An 18,276-nucleotide genomic window follows, 5' to 3' on the forward strand; every position below is an offset into this window, starting at 1 on the left:
TTGAGGACAGGATAAACTGGCACAGCGCCTTGTGCGGCCAGTAGGTTAAAGGCCAGGCGACGAGTGCGGTGATAAACAGTACCACTGCGCCTGCAGAACCCAGCTGTATGGGGAGGAAGAGGGTTCCTGCGCCGACGGCAGTCCCATATAGTGCGAAGCTCCAGAGAGTCTCTTCTTTTGACCAAAATTTCGACATTATTTGAACGTATCAACTATAAAATAAACAAAAAGAAGCGCAATTTACCACAAATGGCAGGGGCTGGGGGAGGTGTCAACAAGCGGGCGAGTGAATGGATCAAAAGCCGGAACCGAGAAGATTCCGGCTATTGTTTGAATTATCAGGCAGTAACGCGCTGCTGGCGACGCTTCATAACGCGCTCGCGTAAAGTGTCATAAGCCCAGTTATAGAACATGGTGTATGGCAGGAAGAACAGGAAGAAACCTATTTCCAACGTGAATGCCTGGAGCAGGCTGACGTTCAGCACATACGCCACGATGCTCACCCCGATGACAATAAAACCGCTCTCGAAGCCTAAGGCGTGGAATGCCCGCACTTTAGCCGTACGTTTTACCAGGTGCGACGGCCACAGTCGGTCAAACAGGGCGTTATAAATGATATTCCAGATCATCGCCGTCGTGGCGAGAAGAATGGTCAGTCCGCCCATTTCCAGCACCGAGCGCTGCATCAACCATGCGGTGGTTGGTGCGAGGATCGCGGTGGCAATGCCTTCAAAGCAGACGGCATGAAAAATTCGCTCCAGTAACGAGCGGCGTTGGACTGTATCGTGTTGCATAATCTAAAACCTTCTTTGATGCCCGGATAACGGAATGGTGGCAATTTTATCGTTTTATGTGATATCTAAAAGATAGTATCCATCGATAAAGTAGATAGTTCATGCGTTACTCTCCTGAAGCGTTAACGGCATTTGTGGAGACCGTTTCCTGCGGCTCATTTTCTGCTGCGGCCCGGCGGCTGCGTAAAAGTCAGTCCACCATCAGCACGGCCATTGCGCATCTGGAAGCCGATCTCGGTTTTGCGCTGTTTGACCGCTCATCACGTCAGCCGACGCTAACCGAAGAAGGTAAGCGGGTGCTGGGCTATGTGCAGGCAATTTTGACGGCCAGCGAACGTCTTGATGAGGCAGCAATTTCGCTGTCGGGTGAAACGGAAGCGCGTCTGACCTTCGTTTTGTCTGACACGCTGCACCCGGATGTGCTGGAAGAATTGATGGTGCAGTTTGACCACAAGTTTCCCCATACCGAGTTTGAATGTCTGATTGGCGAAGATGAAGACGTGATCGATCTGCTGCAAAAAGGACGTGCTCAGGTTGGGTTGATCGAAGCGCGGGAGGATTACCCGACCGACATGGGCGTCACGCGTCTGCCGATGCAAACCTGGATGGGATTATACGTTGCGGCATCGCATCCACTGGCGACTCAAGAAAAACTGCAGTGGGAACAGCTACATACCTGGCGAGAGCTGCGGCTGAATACCTATCTGGAGAGCGGCACCAACGTGGCGCGCGGCCCCGTCTGGTCGGCGCCTAACTATTTGTTGCTGCTGAGTATGGCGGTGCAGGGATTCGGCTGGTGCGCGCTCCCTTGTGCGCTGGTGGAGGAGTTTGCGGCAGAAAAACCGCTGGTTCAATTGATGCTGCCCGGCTGGCCAAAGGCTATCTCTATCGATCTGCTGTGGAATAAGAAATCACCGCCTGGCGTGGCGGGAAGTTGGCTGCGCGACCATTTACAGCAGAGTGGCGTTCAGATGACCAATAAATGATACGAATTTCCTTTGTGATAAAAATCACCGTTTTTAAACAACCTTGATAACTCTTTTTAACAATCATCTACTATTGCGGTGTTATTTTGCGCTGAGGTGGTGATGAAAGAGGTTGTGATAGTCGGGGCGTTACGGACACCAATCGGCTGCTTCCAGGGGACGCTGGCGCGCCACTCTGCCGTTGAATTAGGTAGCATGGTAGTCAGGGCGTTACTGGAGCGCTCGGGCGTGGACGTTCACGCTGTGGATGAAGTGATCCTCGGACAGGTGCTTACCGCTGGTGCCGGGCAAAACCCGGCGCGTCAGTCCGCCATCAATGGTGGGCTACCCAATACCGTCTCCGCCATCACCATTAACGATGTCTGCGGCTCGGGTCTGAAAGCGCTGCATCTGGCGACCCAGGCTATCCAGTGCGGCGAAGCCGACATTGTGATTGCGGGCGGACAAGAGAATATGAGCCGTGCGCCGCATGTCCTTACTGATAGCCGTACCGGCGCACAGTTGGGCAACAGTCAACTGGTCGACAGCCTGGTGCATGACGGCCTGTGGGACGCTTTCAACGATTACCATATGGGCGTTACCGCGGAAAATCTGGCGCGGGAATATGGCATCAGCCGTGAACTGCAGGATGCCTACGCACTGCATTCGCAGCACAAGGCGCGGATGGCAATTGACGCCGGGCGCTTTAAAGATGAAATCGTGCCGGTGGTAACGCAGCGTAATGGGCAATCGTTCGTGGTGGATACCGACGAACAGCCGCGCACCGATGCCAGCGCAGAAGGGCTGGCGCGCCTGGATCCGACCTTCGACAGGCTCGGTTCAGTAACCGCGGGCAACGCGTCATCCATCAATGATGGCGCCGCTGCGGTGATGATGATGAGCGAGGCCAAGGCCCAGGAGCTGAATTTGCCGGTGCTGGCTCGCATCCGTGCCTTTGCCAGCGTCGGGGTCGATCCCGCGCTCATGGGAATTGCGCCGGTGTACGCGACGCGCCGTTGCCTTGAGCGTGTGGGCTGGCAACTGGCTGATGTTGATCTTATCGAGGCCAACGAAGCCTTTGCCGCACAGGCATTGTCCGTTGGGAAAATGCTGGAGTGGGATGAACGGCGGGTGAATGTGAACGGCGGAGCCATTGCGCTTGGTCATCCGATTGGCGCATCTGGCTGCCGTATTCTGGTTTCACTGGTGCATGAAATGGTGAAGCGTCGGGCGCACAAGGGCCTGGCAACGTTATGTATCGGCGGTGGTCAGGGCGTGGCGCTCGCTATCGAGCGAGATTAACCCCCGAAGTTTTCTCTGCTTAAACGCCTTTCCCGCTGTATTTCCCGTGCATCTTTAAAAAAGCCCTCCAACAGGAGGGCAAGGCCAGTTACAGAAACATACACTCTAAACTCTGCTAACGTATCAAAACGGCGTTTCATTTCATGTGATTAACAGCGCACTTTGTTAGAAAAGGTGTGTGAACGACATGTGAGGCTGGCTGTATTTTCAATGTCTTATCCCTACCCCTCATGAACTACTCTTGATTGTTTTTATCTATCTAATTGTTTTAAATGATTTTATTGAAATTATTCCCGCGATTTATATGCGCTAGCGTGATCGCAATTACACTTTTGATAATAAGATGCAGAAAAAGTGAAACGTTGTTTTATTTGTAATTGAAAACCCATTCCGGGAGGGATATCATGAGCGCATAAGATAAAACGGAACAGCGTTTTGCTATTCGTTTAAGCATTCACGGTCAATTTATCACTGGAGGTAAATGTGGACGTAAGACAAAGCATCCATAGTGCGCATGCGAAAACCCTGGATACTCAGGAGCTGCGTAATGAGTTTTTGGTCGAAGAAGTGTTTGTCGCGGATGAATACACCATGGTCTACAGCCACATTGACCGCATCATTGTTGGCGGCATTATGCCAGTGGCCAAAACCGTCTCTGTGGGTGGCGAAGTCGGCAAACAGCTGGGCGTAACCTACTTCCTCGAGCGTCGTGAGCTGGGTGTGATTAACATCGGTGGCCCGGGCACGATTACCGTTGACGGCCAGTGCTATGAAATTGGTCATCGTGACGCGCTGTACGTCGGGAAAGGGGCCAAAGAAGTGGTATTCGCCAGCATCGATACGGCGAAACCAGCGAAGTTTTACTATAACTGCGCGCCGGCCCACACGACTTATCCAACCAAAAAAGTCACGCCAGCAGACGTTGCGCCAGTAACGCTGGGCGATGACCTCACCAGTAACCGTCGTACCATCAACAAATATTTTGTGCCGGATGTGCTGGAAACCTGCCAGTTGAGCATGGGTCTGACCGAACTGGCGCCGGGTAACCTGTGGAACACCATGCCGTGTCATACCCATGAACGTCGTATGGAAGTCTATTTCTATTTCAATATGGAAGAAGATACCTGCGTCTTCCACATGATGGGGCAGCCTCAGGAAACGCGTCATATTGTGATGCACAACGAGCAGGCGGTGATTTCGCCGAGCTGGTCAATTCACTCCGGCGTTGGCACAAAAGCTTATACGTTCATTTGGGGCATGGTCGGCGAAAACCAGGTCTTTGATGATATGGACCATGTAGCGGTCAAAGATCTGCGCTAGTTGCGGGCGATAGCCGTGCCTGCTGCGGCGGGCATTATAAAAAATTAAGGATTTACAATGATTTTGAATGCATTCTCTCTTGAAGGTAAGGTCGCCGTTGTGACCGGTTGTGACACTGGCCTGGGTCAGGGTATGGCGTTGGGTTTGGCTGAAGCGGGCTGCGATATCGTGGGGATCAACATCGTTGAACCGACGGAAACTATCGAACGCGTGACCGCACTGGGGCGCCGTTTTTTAAGTCTGACCGCCGACCTGCGTCAAATTGACGGCATTCCGGCGTTGCTGGAGCGCGCAGTGGCAGAATTCGGTCATATCGATATTCTGGTCAACAACGCAGGTCTTATCCGTCGTGACGATGCGATCGACTTCAGCGAAAAAGACTGGGACGACGTGATGAACCTGAACATTAAGAGCGTGTTCTTTATGTCTCAGGCCGCGGCGAAGCACTTTATAGCTCAGGGTAACGGCGGCAAAATTATCAACATCGCCTCTATGCTTTCTTTCCAGGGCGGGATCCGTGTGCCGTCTTACACCGCGTCTAAAAGCGGCGTAATGGGCATCACCCGCCTGATGGCGAACGAGTGGGCTAAACATAACATCAACGTCAACGCAATTGCGCCGGGTTACATGGCGACGAACAATACTCAACAGCTGCGCGCTGATGAGCAGCGTAGCGCAGAAATTCTCGATCGTATCCCGGCGGGTCGTTGGGGTCTGCCGAGTGACCTGATGGGGCCGATTGTGTTCCTGGCATCCAGCGCATCTGACTATATCAACGGCTATACCGTTGCGGTAGACGGCGGCTGGCTGGCGCGTTAATCTGCTTTCCAGAACTGACAAACCCTGCCCTTTGGCAGGGTTTGTCGGTTAAACATAAGGTGAATGTAGCAATACACCGGAGGCGACATATTCATTCCCTCTGGAACAACATTATGCCGCCAGGCAGATTACGAACAGATAAAATTACGCAGGCAGAAAATCTTCGCGCATGGGCGTAAAGGTATCCAGTAGCGTTCCCGGTTTTAAACAGACGCAGCCATGCATAATGTTGGGCTGTTTATATAGGGTATCGCCTGCCCTAACGACATGCATTTCTTCGCCGATGGTAAATTCAAACTCCCCAGACAAAACGTAAGTCAGCTGCTCATGCGGATGATTGTGCATCGGACCAATCGCGCCTTGCTCGAAGTTCACCTCAACCGCCATCATTTTACCGTCGTGAGCAAGAATGCGTCGGGTAACGCCATTGCCCAGATCTTCAAGGGTGGTCTCTTTATGAAAAATAAACATTCGGCCTTCCTGTAATTAAAACAATGTTTCATTAAACCTATATCAGAAAATTAAAAAAAGAAATGCACGCCAACAGATGTGGAAAGTTGATCACATCTTTGGTTCACTGGAGAGATAACAACAAATCAGGGGAAATGATGAAAACGATCGGTCTGTTAGGCGGTATGAGCTGGGAATCCACCATTCCTTATTATCGACTCATTAATGAAGGGGTAAAACAGCGTCTGGGTGGCCTGCACTCGGCACAGATTCTGTTGCACAGCGTAGATTTTCACGAGATTGAAGCCTGTCAGTCTGGCGGTGACTGGCAGCGGGCTGGGGAGATCCTCGCGCAGGCCGCCGCAGGGCTTCAGCAAGCCGGAGCGGAGGGGATTGTGCTGTGTACCAACACCATGCACAAAGTTGCTGAGGCGATTGAAACCGCCTGTGACGTGCCGTTCCTGCATATTGCCGATGCGACGGGTCGGGCCATACAAAAACAGCAGATGAGCAACGTGGCGCTACTGGGTACGCGCTACACCATGGAGCAGGATTTTTACCGCGGACGTCTACAGACTGAATTTGGTATTAGCACGCTTATTCCTGAGGCTGATGACCGTCAGAAAATAAACCAGATTATTTTCGACGAGCTGTGCCTCGGTGAGTTCAGCAACGCCTCCCGCGACTACTACCTGAGCGTAATTGATCAGTTGGCTAAACAGGGCGCTCAAGGGGTTATCTTTGGCTGTACCGAGATTGGTCTGCTGGTTCCAGCCGAGCTAAGTCCATTACCGGTTTTCGACACCGCGGCAATCCATGCGCAAGATGCGGTGGCGTTTATGCTTTCGTCTGTGGAGACAAAATAGCCTCCAGCGGATCGATAAGCCTCGGGAGTTGGGCTTGCAGATGCGCCGTAAAAGCATCGACCAGTGCCGAGGCAGGGCGATGAAGTGGGTGGATCAGGCTGACCGTAAAGGGTACCGAAATGCTGAAGCGGCGGATAACCACTCCGCTGCTGGCATAATCCAGCGCGGTCAGTGGGTTTACCACCGAGATCCCCACGCCCGCCCGCACCATTGCACAAATTGAAGCGGCGCTGTGGGTTTCAATCACCATGCGGCGCTTCACCTGATGTTCGTTAAACAGGGTGTCCAGTAGCTGACGGTAACTGTCGGTCCGCGACAGGCTGATATAGTTCTCTCCCTGAAAATCCTGCGGCGTTAATACCGCTTTCTCGGTCAGCGGATGCCCCTGCGGCAGTACACACACTTCATCCAGCGCCAGCAATTCGGTGCGTTTCGTTCCGGCAGGCGTATGCAGCGTTTCCGTTAACCCCAGATCGTGGCGCTGCGCCGACAGCCACTCTTCCAACAGTGGTGACTCCTGCGGCACGATCTGAATGTTGACCTGCGGATAGCGCGCGAGAAATGGCTGTAGCAGCGGCGGTAAAAAGGACTGCGAAAATACCGGCAGGCAAACAATCGACAATTCACCTTGACGAAATTCGCGCAGGCTTTCGGCGGCGCTCACAATTCTGTCCAGGCCGTACCACGAACGTTGTACCTCTTCAAACAGACGTAAGCCTTGCACGGTTGGATGCAGTCGGCCACGCGTGCGTTCAAACAGCGTTAATCCCAGGACTTTTTCGAATCGGGCCAGTTCCCGGCTGACGGTGGGCTGCGAGGTATGTAGCATGCGCGCGGCTTCCGTCAGATTGCCTGCGGTCATGATGGCGTGAAAAATTTCAATGTGGCGCAGGTTAACCGCGGGCATAAGCAATCCTCGAATGAGTTAATCCATATCATTTTTGCATAGACTCACGATAAAACGATATTTTTTATTCTTTTTGAGCTGTGGCGTAATCATAAAAAAGCCAATACCGGAGCACACCATGCCACGCCCACTCAACAACACAGACACTGACCTGACCGCCGACAACCTGTTGCGCCTGCCTGCCGAATTCGGCTGCCCGGTGTGGGTCTATGATGCGCAGATTATTCGCGCGCAGATTGCCAAACTGAGTCAGTTTGACGTGGTGCGTTTTGCCCAGAAGGCATGTTCGAATATTCATATTTTGCGTCTGATGCGCGAGCAGGGCGTGAAGGTCGATTCCGTCTCGCTTGGCGAAATTGAACGCGCGCTGGCGGCAGGTTTTGTACCGGGCAAAGATGAGATTGTCTTTACCGCCGATATGATTGATGAAGCGACGCTCGCCCGGGTGCATGAATTGAGCATTCCGGTAAATGCCGGGTCGGTCGATATGCTGGAACAACTGGGCCAGCTCTCGCCGGGCCATCGCGTGTGGCTCCGCGTAAACCCTGGCTTTGGGCATGGACACAGTCAGAAAACCAATACCGGGGGTGAGAACAGCAAGCACGGCATCTGGTACAGCGATCTTCCGGCGGCGCTGGAGGTAATTCAGCGCTATAAGCTGAAGTTGGTGGGTATTCATATGCATATCGGCTCTGGCGTGGACTACGCGCATCTGGAGCAGGTGTGCGGCGCGATGGTGCGTCAGGTGGTGGAATTTGGTCAGGATCTGGAGGCGATCTCCGCAGGCGGCGGTTTATCAATCCCGTATCGCGAAGGTGAAGAGGCGATCGACACCGATCACTATTTTGGATTGTGGAACGCCGCGCGCGATAGTATTGCGCGTCATCTGGGTCATGCCGTCAAACTGGAGATCGAACCAGGGCGTTTCCTGGTCGCGGAAGCTGGTGTGTTAGTGGCGCAGGTGCGCAGCGTAAAAGAGATGGGCAGCCGTCACTTTGTGCTGATCGATGCGGGCTTCAACGATCTGATGCGCCCGGCCATGTACGGTAGCTATCACCATATCTCCGCGCTGGCGGGGGATGGTCGTTCTCTGCAACAAACTCCTCAACGGGAAACCGTGGTGGCCGGACCGCTGTGCGAATCAGGCGACGTGTTTACCCAGCAGGAAGGCGGAAATGTGGAAACCCGTCTGTTGCCTGCGGTGGTGCCGGGTGATTATCTGGTTTTGCATGATACCGGGGCGTACGGAGCGTCAATGTCGTCAAACTACAATAGCCGCCCGCTGCTGCCGGAGGTCTTGTTTGATAACGGCGTGGCGCGACTGATTCGTCGTCGCCAGACCATTGATGAGCTGTTAGCGCTGGAATTAATCTGAGTAAAGCTGGCCGGATAAGGTGCTTGCGTCACTATCCGGCTCTTTTTCATATTACTTAAAGTACGGTCCGAGCGTTACTGAGTCACGTAATACCAGTTTGCCGGTAAACGGAGGGATCGGCTCCACGCTCTCACCGTTGGCCAGACGTATAGCCTGGTCGATTGCCGTGGTTATCATGGTATCAATCGGCAGATAAACGGTAGATAACCCCGGTTCCAGCCATTTGGCGCTGGGCGCATCATCAAAACCAAACAGCGAGACGTCCGTCGGGATCCTCAGTCCGGCCTGATGTAACGCTTTTGATGCACCTAATGCCATGTCATCGTTACAGGCGAACAGGGCGCTGAATTTCACCCCTTCCTCCAGCAGTTCTCGACAGGCTTCATAGCCTCGCGTCATCGTGGAGTCGCCGTATTTAACCTTATCAGGATCCCAGGGAATACCGTTTTTTTCCAGAGCCTTACGATACCCCATCAGGCGGGATTTACCGGTAGGCGTATGGCCTGGCACGGTGATGCAAGCAATATCGCTGTGCCCCTGCGAGATCAGATAATTGACCGCCTGATACGCCGCGTCTTCCTGCTCAAAGAAAATCGCGCGATCGCGGGCCTGACTGACATCACGGTTGATGACCAGCAAGGGCATCGCAATGCTGTTCATCAGCGACATAATCGCCTTTTCACTCATATAGCGGGTATAGAGAATAATGGCATCGCACTGCCTGTCGGCCAGCATTTGCACGGCTTCCTGCTCACGCTCCGGCGTGTCGTGACCATCGGTGACGATCAACTGCTTGCCGTGAGACTCCGTCTGGCGCGAGGCCTGTTGCAGCAGGCGGCCAAAGTAGAATCCATCAAATGTGGAAACCACCAGGCCAATGCTGTTGCTGGTGCGATTCGCTAAAGAGCGCGCTAAAAAGTTGGGCCGATAATCGAGTGCCTGCATGGCCTTGAACACTTTCTGGCGCGTGCTCTCTTTTACCTGACCCGTTCCATTTAGTACGCGCGAAACGGTCGCTTTTGAGACGCCTGCGTGTCGTGAAACGTCCAACATCGTAGTCATGACGCAATCCTGGTTAATCGTTTGACGATGAGTTCCCCGGCTCTGTCAGCGCCGAAACGGAATGGCGACGCACCAGAGTTGGGTTAAAGACGTGGGTAATTTCAGGTGCGGGTCGCTTCTCCGCCAACGCGAGCGCGAGTTCAGCGGCCTGGGTTGCCATAGTTACGATGGGATAGCGTACCGTGGTCAGACGTGGGCGCACATAGCGGGAAATCAGCACATCATCAAAGCCAATCAGCGAGATTTCTCCCGGCACATCAATGCCGTTATCATTCAATACGCCCATGGCGCCAGCCGCCATTGAGTCGTTGTAGCAGGCTACCGCAGTGAAGTTTTTGCCACGACCAAGTAACTCGGTCATGGCCTGTTCACCGCCGCTTTCATCCGGTTCGCCGAAGGTCACCAGTCGATCGCTTACCGGTATATTGCTCTCCGCCAGCGCGTCGTAATAGCCTTGCAGACGATCTTCCGCATCAGAAATACTGTGATTGGAACACAGGTAGCCAATGCGCGTATGGCCCTGTTGAATAAGGTGTCGGGTAGCGAGCCACGCGCCGAAACGGTCGTCGAGGGCAACGCAGCGTTGTTCGAATCCCGGCAGAATTCGGTTAATCAATACCATGCCGGGGATTTGCTTCATTAATGAAGCCAAGTCCGCATCCGGGATGATTTTGGCATGGACAACAAGGGCCGCGCAGCGGTGGCGAATGAGCTGTTCAATCGCCTGACGTTCCTTCTGTTCATTATGGTAGCCGTTGCCAATCAGCAAAAAATTCCCGGTGTTATAGGCCACCTGCTCGACAGCTTTAACCATTGCCCCAAAGAATGGATCGGACACATCACCAACGACCAGTCCGATGGTTTCAGTGGATTGTTGCGCCAGTGCACGCGCATTCGCATTGGGGTGGTAGCTGAGTGATTCCATTGCACTCGTTACGGCCAGACGCGATGCTTCGCTGGCTTTGGGGGAATCATTGATCACTCGAGAAACGGTGGCGACTGATACACCAGCTAGTCGGGCTACATCCTTTATGGTCGCCATGATAGTACCTGTTGTGGGTAAACGCTTACATTCCGTCAGTGTTACGGAAAATGGCTGGCTGTTCAAGCAGATTGCCCGTCAGGACCTCGCAAATGTGAGCGCGCGCGAGCGAAGTAAGACAGAAAATAGAAAATGCTAATTTTTGCTTACACTTTGCGATGTGCTGTTGCGATTGTTCGCTGGTGGGAGAACTGAGCGGATTGCTAAAGTTGGGATCCCAGAGGTATTGATAGGTGAAATCAACTTTCGGGTTGATCACTAGAATTACACCAGCCTGCGCAGATGCGCAGGTTTTTTTTTGCCTTCAGCCTATCTGTAACAGTAACCGATAATTTACACAACTCGTTGCATTTGGGTTCATTCCTTTGCGTTTTCGTACTGGCGTATCTGGCTGCTGACGACCACAATCAAGATCCCAGAGGTATTGATTGGTGAGATTATTCGGTACGCACTTCGTACCTGTCTCTTGCACCGACCTGCGCGGATGCGCAGGTTTTTTTTCGGACTGTATTTACCTGTTTACCTGTCGCGCCCATTCCCCAACTCGTATACTCTCCCACCATTAATGTTTCTATAATTAATGGCACAGGGAGTTGAGATGCTATTTGGCTTTTTTCGTAATCTGTTTCGCGTGCTTTTCCGCGTTCGCGTCACGGGCAATGTCAGCGCGCTACAGGGAGAACGCGTTCTAATCACTCCCAACCATGTCTCATTTATAGACGGCATCCTGCTGGCGCTATTTTTACCGATTCGTCCCGTCTTCGCCGTTTACACCTCGATCAGCCAGCAATGGTATATGCGCTGGCTAACCCCGCTGATTGACTTTGTGCCGTTAGACCCAACCAAACCGATGTCGATTAAGCATCTGGTCCGTCTGGTCGAGCAGGGCCGTCCGGTGGTGATTTTTCCCGAAGGACGCATTTCGACCACCGGTTCGTTGATGAAAATATATGACGGTGCCGGGTTTGTCGCCGCGAAGTCGGGAGCGACGGTCGTTCCTGTCCGCATTGAGGGGGCAGAGCTTTCCCACTTCAGCCGCCTGAAAGGTCTGGTTAAACAGCGATTCTTCCCGCGTATCCAACTGCACATTTTACCGCCGACCCAAATGCCAATGCCGGAAGCCCCGCGAGCGCGCGATCGCCGCAAAATCGCCGGTGAAATGCTACATCAAATTATGATGGAAGCTCGCATGGCGGTACGCCCGCGTGAAACGCTATACGAGTCGCTGCTGGCGGCAAAATACCGTTTTGGCTCGGGCAAAAACTGCATTGAAGATGTTAACTTTACGCCGGACAGCTACCGCAAACTGCTGACTAAGACGCTCTTTGTGGCCCGTATTCTGGAAAAATACAGCGCCGAAGGTGAAAAAATCGGCCTGATGCTGCCAAATGCGGGGATCAGCGCGGCGGTCATTTTTGGAGCCATTGCGCGTCGACGCATTCCGGCCATGATGAACTACACGGCGGGCGTGAAAGGGTTAACCAGCGCCATTACTGCGTCTGAAATCAAAACGATCTTCACTTCCCGACAGTTTCTCGATAAAGGCAAACTCTGGCATCTACCGGAACAGCTCACCCAGGTACGCTGGGTTTATCTGGAAGATTTAAAAGCCGATGTGACGTTGAGCGATAAGCTGTGGATTTTCTCACATCTGCTGGCACCGCATCTGGCGCAGGTGAAACAGCAGCCGGAAGAGGCTGCGGTGATCCTCTTTACGTCTGGTTCGGAAGGCCATCCGAAAGGCGTGGTCCACAGCCACAAGAGTATTCTGGCGAACGTTGAGCAGATTAAAACAATTGCCGATTTCACCGCCGATGACCGCTTTATGTCGGCACTGCCGCTGTTCCACTCCTTTGGCCTGACGGTGGGATTATTCACGCCGCTACTGACCGGTGCGGAAGTGTTTCTTTATCCCAGCCCGCTTCATTACCGCATTGTGCCGGAGCTGGTATACGACCGGAACTGCACCGTGTTGTTTGGTACTTCAACGTTCCTCGGTAACTATGCGCGTTTCGCGCATCCGTACGATTTCCACCGCCTGCGCTATGTGGTGGCAGGCGCAGAAAAACTGCAAGACAGCACAAAGCAGCTATGGCAGGAGAAATTTGGCCTGCGTGTCCTTGAAGGCTATGGCGTGACGGAATGTGCGCCGGTTGTGTCGATCAATGTGCCGATGGCGGCAAAATCAGGAACGGTAGGGCGCATCTTGCCTGGCATGGATGCCCGACTGCTGGCTGTTCCGGGTATTGAGGACGGTGGGCGTTTGCAACTGAAAGGCCCGAATATTATGAGCGGCTATTTGCGCGTCGAAAAACCTGGCGTGCTGGAAGTGCCGACGGCAGAAAATGCGCAGGGTGAGATTGAGCGCGGCTGGTATGACACCGGAGACATCGTCCGCTTTGATGAAAACGGCTTTGTACAGATCCAGGGGCGCGCCAAGCGTTTTGCTAAAATTGCCGGAGAGATGGTCTCGCTGGAAATGGTTGAGCAACTGGCATTGGCGGTATCTGCAGACAAAATGCACGCCACGGCGATCAAGAGCGATGCCAGCAAAGGTGAGGCGCTGGTGCTGTTCACTACCGACAGCGAACTCACACGTGAAAAACTACAGCAGTATGCGCGAGCGCATGGCGTGCCTGAACTTGCCGTACCGCGTGATATTCGCCACCTGAAGCAACTCCCATTACTCGGCAGCGGTAAGCCGGATTTTGTTACGCTGAAAAGCTGGGTCGATGAGCCGGAAAAACAACATGATTGAGTCAGCGCACACTAACACTTCAATCTGGTCCAAAGGGATGATGTCCGTCATCGCCGCGCAGTTTCTGTCGGCGTTTGGCGATAACGCACTGCTGTTCGCTACGCTGGCGCTGCTGAAGGAACAATTTTATCCGGACTGGAGCCAGCCAATCCTGCAAATGGTGTTTGTGGGCGCTTACATCCTGTTTGCGCCATTTGTTGGACAGGTGGCGGATAGCTTTGCCAAAGGCAGAGTGATGATGTTCGCGAACGCCCTGAAACTGCTGGGCGCGGCGAGTATTTGCTTCGGCATTAATCCGTTTCTCGGGTATACGCTGGTGGGGATTGGCGCGGCCGCGTACTCACCGGCCAAGTATGGCATTCTCGGTGAATTGACCACCGGTGACAAACTGGTGAAAGCCAACGGCCTGATGGAAGCCTCCACCATCGCCGCGATTTTGCTCGGTTCTGTCGCCGGCGGCGTTCTGGCCGACTGGCATGTGATTGCCGCGCTTTCTGCCTGTGCGCTGGCCTATGCTGGCGCCGTGGTGGCTAACCTGTACATCCCGAAACTGGCCGCGGCTCGTCCTGGCCAATCCTGGCATTTGGGGAAAATGACGCGCAGTTTCTTCTGCGCCGCTTCTTCGCTGTGGCGCAACGGTGAAACCCGTTTTTCGTTGGTCGGAACCAGCCTTTTTTGGGGCGCGGGCGTCACGCTGCGTTTTCTGCTGGTGCTGTGGGTTCCGGTGGCGCTCGGCATCACCGATAACGCTACGCCGACCTACCTCAATGCCATGGTAGCGATTGGGATTGTCGTAGGCGCGGGGGCGGCAGCGAAGCTGGTGACGCTGGAAACCGTGTCGCGCTGTATGCCAGCGGGGATCCTGATTGGCGTCGTGGTGCTGATTTTCTCACTTCAGCATGCGCTGCTTCCGGCTTACGCGTTGCTGATGCTTATCGGCGTGTCAGGTGGCTTCTTTGTGGTACCGCTGAATGCGTTGCTGCAGGAGCGGGGCAAGAAAAGCGTCGGTGCGGGTAATGCGATCGCGGTGCAAAATCTGGGCGAAAACAGCGCGATGCTGCTGATGCTTGGGATTTACTCACTGGCAGTGCTGGTGGGGATCCCGGCGGTAGCGATTGGTATTGGATTCGGCGCGCTGTTTGCGCTGGCGATTGCGGCGCTGTGGATTTGGCAGCGCCGCCAGCCTGGTACGAGATGAATGAACAATGAATGTGCCGGATGGCAGCGTCGCCTTATCCGGCCTACAGAGAGCAGCAATTTGTAGGTCTGATAAGCGTAGCGCCATCAGGCACTAACCGTCACGGTGCAGGATAGGTATACACCTGATGCACCGCTTCAATCTCTGCCAGTACTTCTTCGCTCAACTCCAGATGCAGGCTTTCAACGTTGGTTTTTAGCTGCTCCATCGTCGTGGCTCCCAGCAGGGTGCTGGCGACAAACGGCTGACGACGCACGAATGCCAGCGCCATTTGCGCAGGATCCAGATTATGGCGTTTCGCGATATCCACATAGGCCGCAACGGCTTTTTGCGTTTGCTCGCCGCTATAACGCGTGAAACGGCTAAACAGCGTATTGCGTGCACCGGCAGGCTTCGCGCCGTTCAGGTATTTACCGGTTAATGTACCGAAGCCAAGGCAAGAGTAGGCCAGCAGTTCAACGCCTTCATACTGGCTCACTTCCGCCAGTCCAACCTCAAAGCTGCGATTCAGCAGGCTGTAGGGGTTCTGGATGGTGGCGATGCGCGGCAGATCGTGTTTGTCCGCCAGGTGCAGGTAGCGCATCACGCCAAACGCAGTTTCATTGGACACGCCGATGTAGCGAATTTTCCCCGCGCGCTGAAACTCTGCCAGCGCGTCCAGCGTATCCAGCAGCGAAACGACCGGCGCAGAGTCCGTCCAGCTGTAGCCTAACTTACCAAAGCAGTTAGTTGGGCGCTGCGGCCAGTGAACCTGATACAGATCCAGGTAATCGGTTTGCAGTCTTTTCAGGCTGTCGTGCAGCGCTTCACGGATATTTTTACGGTCCAGCGCCTGATTCGGTCGAATACCGCTGTCGTTGTTACGTGAAGGTCCACTGACCTTAGAAGCAACGATTAGCTTTTCACGGCTGCCGTGTTTGGCGAGCCAGTTACCTACGTAGGTTTCGGTGAGACCCTGGGTTTCAGGACGCGGCGGTACCGGATACATCTCGGCAACGTCGATCAAATTTATGCCTTGTTCTACGGCATAATCGAGCTGTGCATGTGCGTCGGCTTCGCTGTTTTGTTCACCAAACGTCATTGTGCCCAGCCCCAGTGTACTGACTTCAAGCGAGCTGTGGGGTATACGGTGATATTGCATAGCCGTTTCCTTTTTATAATCACGACATAAGGATTATAAAAATGGCTGAGGGAAGAGAAAAAGGGAAGTAAAATTGTTAAGGCCAGCGCGCTGCTGACCTCAACCATCAGCGTTCAATGATTTGAGACACATCATCGCGATTAATCTGCATCGCATTGCCTTGCTGGTCGTGATAGCTCACCAGACCGGTATCATCGTCAATTTCTGGTTTTCCATCGGTCAGGATCATTCGACCATCTTTTGTCGCCATTACATAATCACTGCTGCATCCGGAAACGGCAAAAGCCAGTCCTACGGCGGAAATCAAAACTGCCCATTTTTTCATCTGCTTATCCTCACATGGCCTGCATCTGACAATAGTTTAGTAATAACGCGAAGTTGTGCATGGCGAAAGCAGTAAAATCTTAAACTGTGAGAAGAGGTAGGTGTGGCGCGCATTCGCTCCCCGTGCGGGGAGCGATGGATTTCATCAGAGCGGATTTTTTTTATTACGCCACAGGTTCAGGGTCTCTACCGCAATAGAGAAGAACATGGCGAAATAGATATATCCTTTCGGAACGTGGACGTCGAAACTTTCCAGAATTAGCGTGAAACCGACCAGAATCAGGAACGAGAGCGCCAGCATTTTTACCGAAGGATGGCGATCGACAAAATCGCCAATCGGGCGTGCAGCAAACATCATCACACCCACGGCAATCACCACTGCCGCCATCATGATAAACAGATGATCGGACAAGCCTACCGCAGTAATCACGGAATCCAGGCTGAAGATAATGTCTAACAACATGATCTGCACAATCGCGCCCAGAAAAGAGGAAACGCGGGTTTTCAGCCCCTCTTCCTCACCTTCAATGGATTCGTGGATCTCCTTACTGGCTTTCCAGATCAGGAACAATCCCCCGAGGAGAAGGATCAGGTCGCGCGCTGATATTGCCTCGCCAAACACTTCGAATAGCGGGTTTGTCAGACGCGTTACCCAGGCGATAGAGGCCAGCAGTGCCAGACGCATGATCATCGCCGCCGCAAGCCCAATACGTCGGGCATGATTGCGTTGCGCTGTCGGGAGTTTGGCTACAACCAGAGAGAGGAAAATAATATTGTCGATCCCAAGAACGATCTCCAGCAGCGTCAGCGTACCGAGCGCAAGCCAGGCGTTAGGATCGGTTATCCATGCAAATAACATCGAACAAAGTCCTGCCAAAAAAAAGAAGCGGTAATTATAGGCCCGTAACGCGGCGGGTGAAAGACCGGACGGTGCCTATTGCGCCTGGAACAAGAAATGTCGCTCAAGCAATGCGCGCGTGAAGTTCTTTTTCAAGTAAAAACCGCGTGGTAGGGTCAGGATGGGTTCGCCATGGGCGCCAATGGCCTCGGTAAGCGCTCGGGCGTTGGCGGCTTTAGGACGCAGCTGTAGCACTTCCCCATGGCGGGCAGTGATGCGTTCGACGTGGCCTAACACTATCATGTCCATCAACTCTTCCCAGTCCAGACGCAATTGCCGGTCTTCTTCTTCATTCGGGCTCCACAGCAGGGGAGAACCGACGCGGCGCTCCGCCAGCGGGATGCTGCGTTCGCCTTCTACCGGGATCCACAGAACGCGTTTAAGTTTGTGCCGCACATGGCTGGTTTCCCAGGTAACGCCGGTATTGCCGGTTAACGGTGCCACGCACACAAAGGTGGTTTCCAGCGGTCTGCCAAGGCTATCCACTGGGATTGTTTTCAGCTCCACGCCCAGCGCCGCAAAATCCTGCTCCGGTTTGCTGCCCGCACTGGCGCCGAGCCAGATTTCCAGTAGTACGCCAATCCAGCCTTTATCGCGCTTGAGATCCTTGGGGGCGACGAGTCCCGCCATTGCCGCCAACTCTCCCAGCGCGTAGCCCGAAAGCAGCTGTGCCTGGCTCAACAACTGGGCTTCAGATTCAGGGGGAGAAAGCAGCGGATGGAGTTCTGACATCGGGTTAACCCTTAGGTGAAAAAATGAGCAAAGATTTTATACCGTGTGGACAGAGTTTATCTTTTTCCACATGCTTTATTCAATTCTATGATTTATATTGGTTTTTAGATTCACATACGCAGAGTTGCGCAACAGCGAAGCGGGTTTTCCAATTCTGGTCACTGACAATGAACAGGATCTTACACCATGTTATCCACAGAAAGATGGGATAACTGTGAAAAACCCCCACTACTGTTTCAATTTACAGCCTTGACGTGCGACGAAAATCGAATTTTCACACAAATTGTGCCTAACTTATTGGCATAATCTGTGGATAAAACCAA

Annotated in this window: 17 protein-coding genes and 1 pseudogene; 8 read left to right on the top strand and 10 right to left on the bottom strand. The window is 53.4% G+C overall.

Going from position 1 to position 18,276, the window contains the following annotated elements; genetic code table 11:
• Together KQJ19_RS11575 and KQJ19_RS11580 are read right to left on the bottom strand one after the other, a co-directional pair.
• Positions 1-196: pseudogene (locus KQJ19_RS11575) on the bottom strand (transporter); the annotation flags it as partial.
• Between the two features lie 142 nt (positions 197-338).
• A complete protein-coding gene (locus KQJ19_RS11580; RefSeq protein ID WP_016154290.1) occupies positions 339-794 on the bottom strand; it encodes a multidrug/biocide efflux PACE transporter in 456 nt (151 codons plus the stop codon).
• Positions 795-895: 101 nt separating this feature from the next.
• Here KQJ19_RS11580 and KQJ19_RS11585 point away from each other — a divergent pair, with 101 nt between their 5' ends.
• The 4 genes from KQJ19_RS11585 to kduD all read left to right on the top strand — a co-directional run bounded on the left by KQJ19_RS11585 (position 896) and on the right by kduD (position 5,200).
• Positions 896-1,780, top strand: a complete 885-nt coding sequence (locus KQJ19_RS11585) for a LysR family transcriptional regulator (RefSeq protein WP_016154289.1) — start codon at positions 896-898, stop codon at positions 1,778-1,780.
• Between the two features lie 102 nt (positions 1,781-1,882).
• The gene (locus tag KQJ19_RS11590; protein ID WP_216403671.1) at positions 1,883-3,061 is read left to right on the top strand and encodes an acetyl-CoA C-acetyltransferase; all 1,179 of its coding nucleotides are present in this window, start codon (positions 1,883-1,885) and stop codon (positions 3,059-3,061) included.
• A 483-nt stretch (positions 3,062-3,544) separates the two neighbouring features.
• Positions 3,545-4,381 (top strand): 5-dehydro-4-deoxy-D-glucuronate isomerase, encoded by an 837-nt coding sequence (kduI, locus tag KQJ19_RS11595; RefSeq protein ID WP_016154287.1) that lies wholly within the window; start codon positions 3,545-3,547, stop codon positions 4,379-4,381.
• 57 nt (positions 4,382-4,438) lie between these two features.
• On the top strand, positions 4,439-5,200 hold the full coding sequence (kduD, locus tag KQJ19_RS11600) for a 2-dehydro-3-deoxy-D-gluconate 5-dehydrogenase KduD (RefSeq protein WP_046276126.1): 762 nt from the start codon (positions 4,439-4,441) through the stop codon (positions 5,198-5,200).
• 144 nt (positions 5,201-5,344) lie between these two features.
• Here kduD and KQJ19_RS11605 read toward each other — a convergent pair whose 3' ends face one another.
• Positions 5,345-5,671 (bottom strand): cupin domain-containing protein, encoded by a 327-nt coding sequence (locus tag KQJ19_RS11605; RefSeq protein ID WP_065554331.1) that lies wholly within the window; start codon positions 5,669-5,671, stop codon positions 5,345-5,347.
• Between the two features lie 137 nt (positions 5,672-5,808).
• Here KQJ19_RS11605 and KQJ19_RS11610 point away from each other — a divergent pair, with 137 nt between their 5' ends.
• Complete coding sequence (locus KQJ19_RS11610; RefSeq protein ID WP_103766708.1) at positions 5,809-6,516, top strand: aspartate/glutamate racemase; 708 nt, start codon at positions 5,809-5,811, stop codon at positions 6,514-6,516.
• On the opposite strand, the gene KQJ19_RS11615 is transcribed toward KQJ19_RS11610, so the two are convergent.
• On the bottom strand, positions 6,488-7,423 hold the full coding sequence (locus KQJ19_RS11615; protein ID WP_153646927.1) for a LysR family transcriptional regulator: 936 nt from the start codon (positions 7,421-7,423) through the stop codon (positions 6,488-6,490). The genes KQJ19_RS11610 and KQJ19_RS11615 overlap by 29 nt on opposite strands.
• A 118-nt stretch (positions 7,424-7,541) precedes the next feature.
• Between KQJ19_RS11615 and lysA the strand changes: the two genes are divergently transcribed.
• Positions 7,542-8,798 carry a diaminopimelate decarboxylase gene (gene lysA, locus KQJ19_RS11620; RefSeq protein WP_016154282.1) on the top strand — a complete coding sequence of 419 codons (1,257 nt, stop codon included), beginning with the start codon at positions 7,542-7,544 and terminating at the stop codon, positions 8,796-8,798.
• A 51-nt stretch (positions 8,799-8,849) separates the two neighbouring features.
• On the opposite strand, the gene KQJ19_RS11625 is transcribed toward lysA, so the two are convergent.
• Entirely contained in the window at positions 8,850-9,860 is a 1,011-nt protein-coding gene (locus tag KQJ19_RS11625) for a LacI family DNA-binding transcriptional regulator (RefSeq protein ID WP_008785715.1), read from the bottom strand.
• Between the two features lie 13 nt (positions 9,861-9,873).
• On the bottom strand, positions 9,874-10,902 hold the full coding sequence (gene galR / locus KQJ19_RS11630; RefSeq protein ID WP_016157382.1) for an HTH-type transcriptional regulator GalR: 1,029 nt from the start codon (positions 10,900-10,902) through the stop codon (positions 9,874-9,876).
• Between the two features lie 598 nt (positions 10,903-11,500).
• Between galR and aas the strand changes: the two genes are divergently transcribed.
• Together aas and lplT are read left to right on the top strand one after the other, a co-directional pair.
• Positions 11,501-13,660, top strand: coding sequence for a bifunctional acyl-ACP--phospholipid O-acyltransferase/long-chain-fatty-acid--ACP ligase (aas, locus tag KQJ19_RS11635; RefSeq protein WP_200047135.1), 2,160 nt, complete (start codon positions 11,501-11,503; stop codon positions 13,658-13,660).
• Positions 13,653-14,858, top strand: coding sequence for a lysophospholipid transporter LplT (gene lplT, locus KQJ19_RS11640; protein WP_016154279.1), 1,206 nt, complete (start codon positions 13,653-13,655; stop codon positions 14,856-14,858). Before aas ends, lplT begins: the two co-directional genes overlap by 8 nt.
• Before the next feature lie 100 nt (positions 14,859-14,958).
• On the opposite strand, the gene KQJ19_RS11645 is transcribed toward lplT, so the two are convergent.
• The 4 genes from KQJ19_RS11645 to mutH all read right to left on the bottom strand — a co-directional run bounded on the left by KQJ19_RS11645 (position 14,959) and on the right by mutH (position 17,953).
• Entirely contained in the window at positions 14,959-15,999 is a 1,041-nt protein-coding gene (locus KQJ19_RS11645; protein WP_016154278.1) for an NADP(H)-dependent aldo-keto reductase, read from the bottom strand.
• 106 nt (positions 16,000-16,105) lie between these two features.
• The gene (ygdR, locus tag KQJ19_RS11650; protein ID WP_000758660.1) at positions 16,106-16,324 is read right to left on the bottom strand and encodes a lipoprotein YgdR; all 219 of its coding nucleotides are present in this window, start codon (positions 16,322-16,324) and stop codon (positions 16,106-16,108) included.
• 144 nt (positions 16,325-16,468) lie between these two features.
• A complete protein-coding gene (locus tag KQJ19_RS11655) occupies positions 16,469-17,182 on the bottom strand; it encodes a TerC family protein (protein ID WP_016154277.1) in 714 nt (237 codons plus the stop codon).
• 75 nt (positions 17,183-17,257) lie between these two features.
• Entirely contained in the window at positions 17,258-17,953 is a 696-nt protein-coding gene (mutH, locus tag KQJ19_RS11660) for a DNA mismatch repair endonuclease MutH (protein ID WP_016157380.1), read from the bottom strand.
• Positions 17,954-18,276 lie beyond the last annotated feature (323 nt).

The sequence above is a fragment of the Citrobacter sp. S46_ASV_140 genome, assembly GCF_018919545.1.
Classification (GTDB): Bacteria; Pseudomonadota; Gammaproteobacteria; order Enterobacterales; family Enterobacteriaceae; genus Citrobacter; species Citrobacter braakii.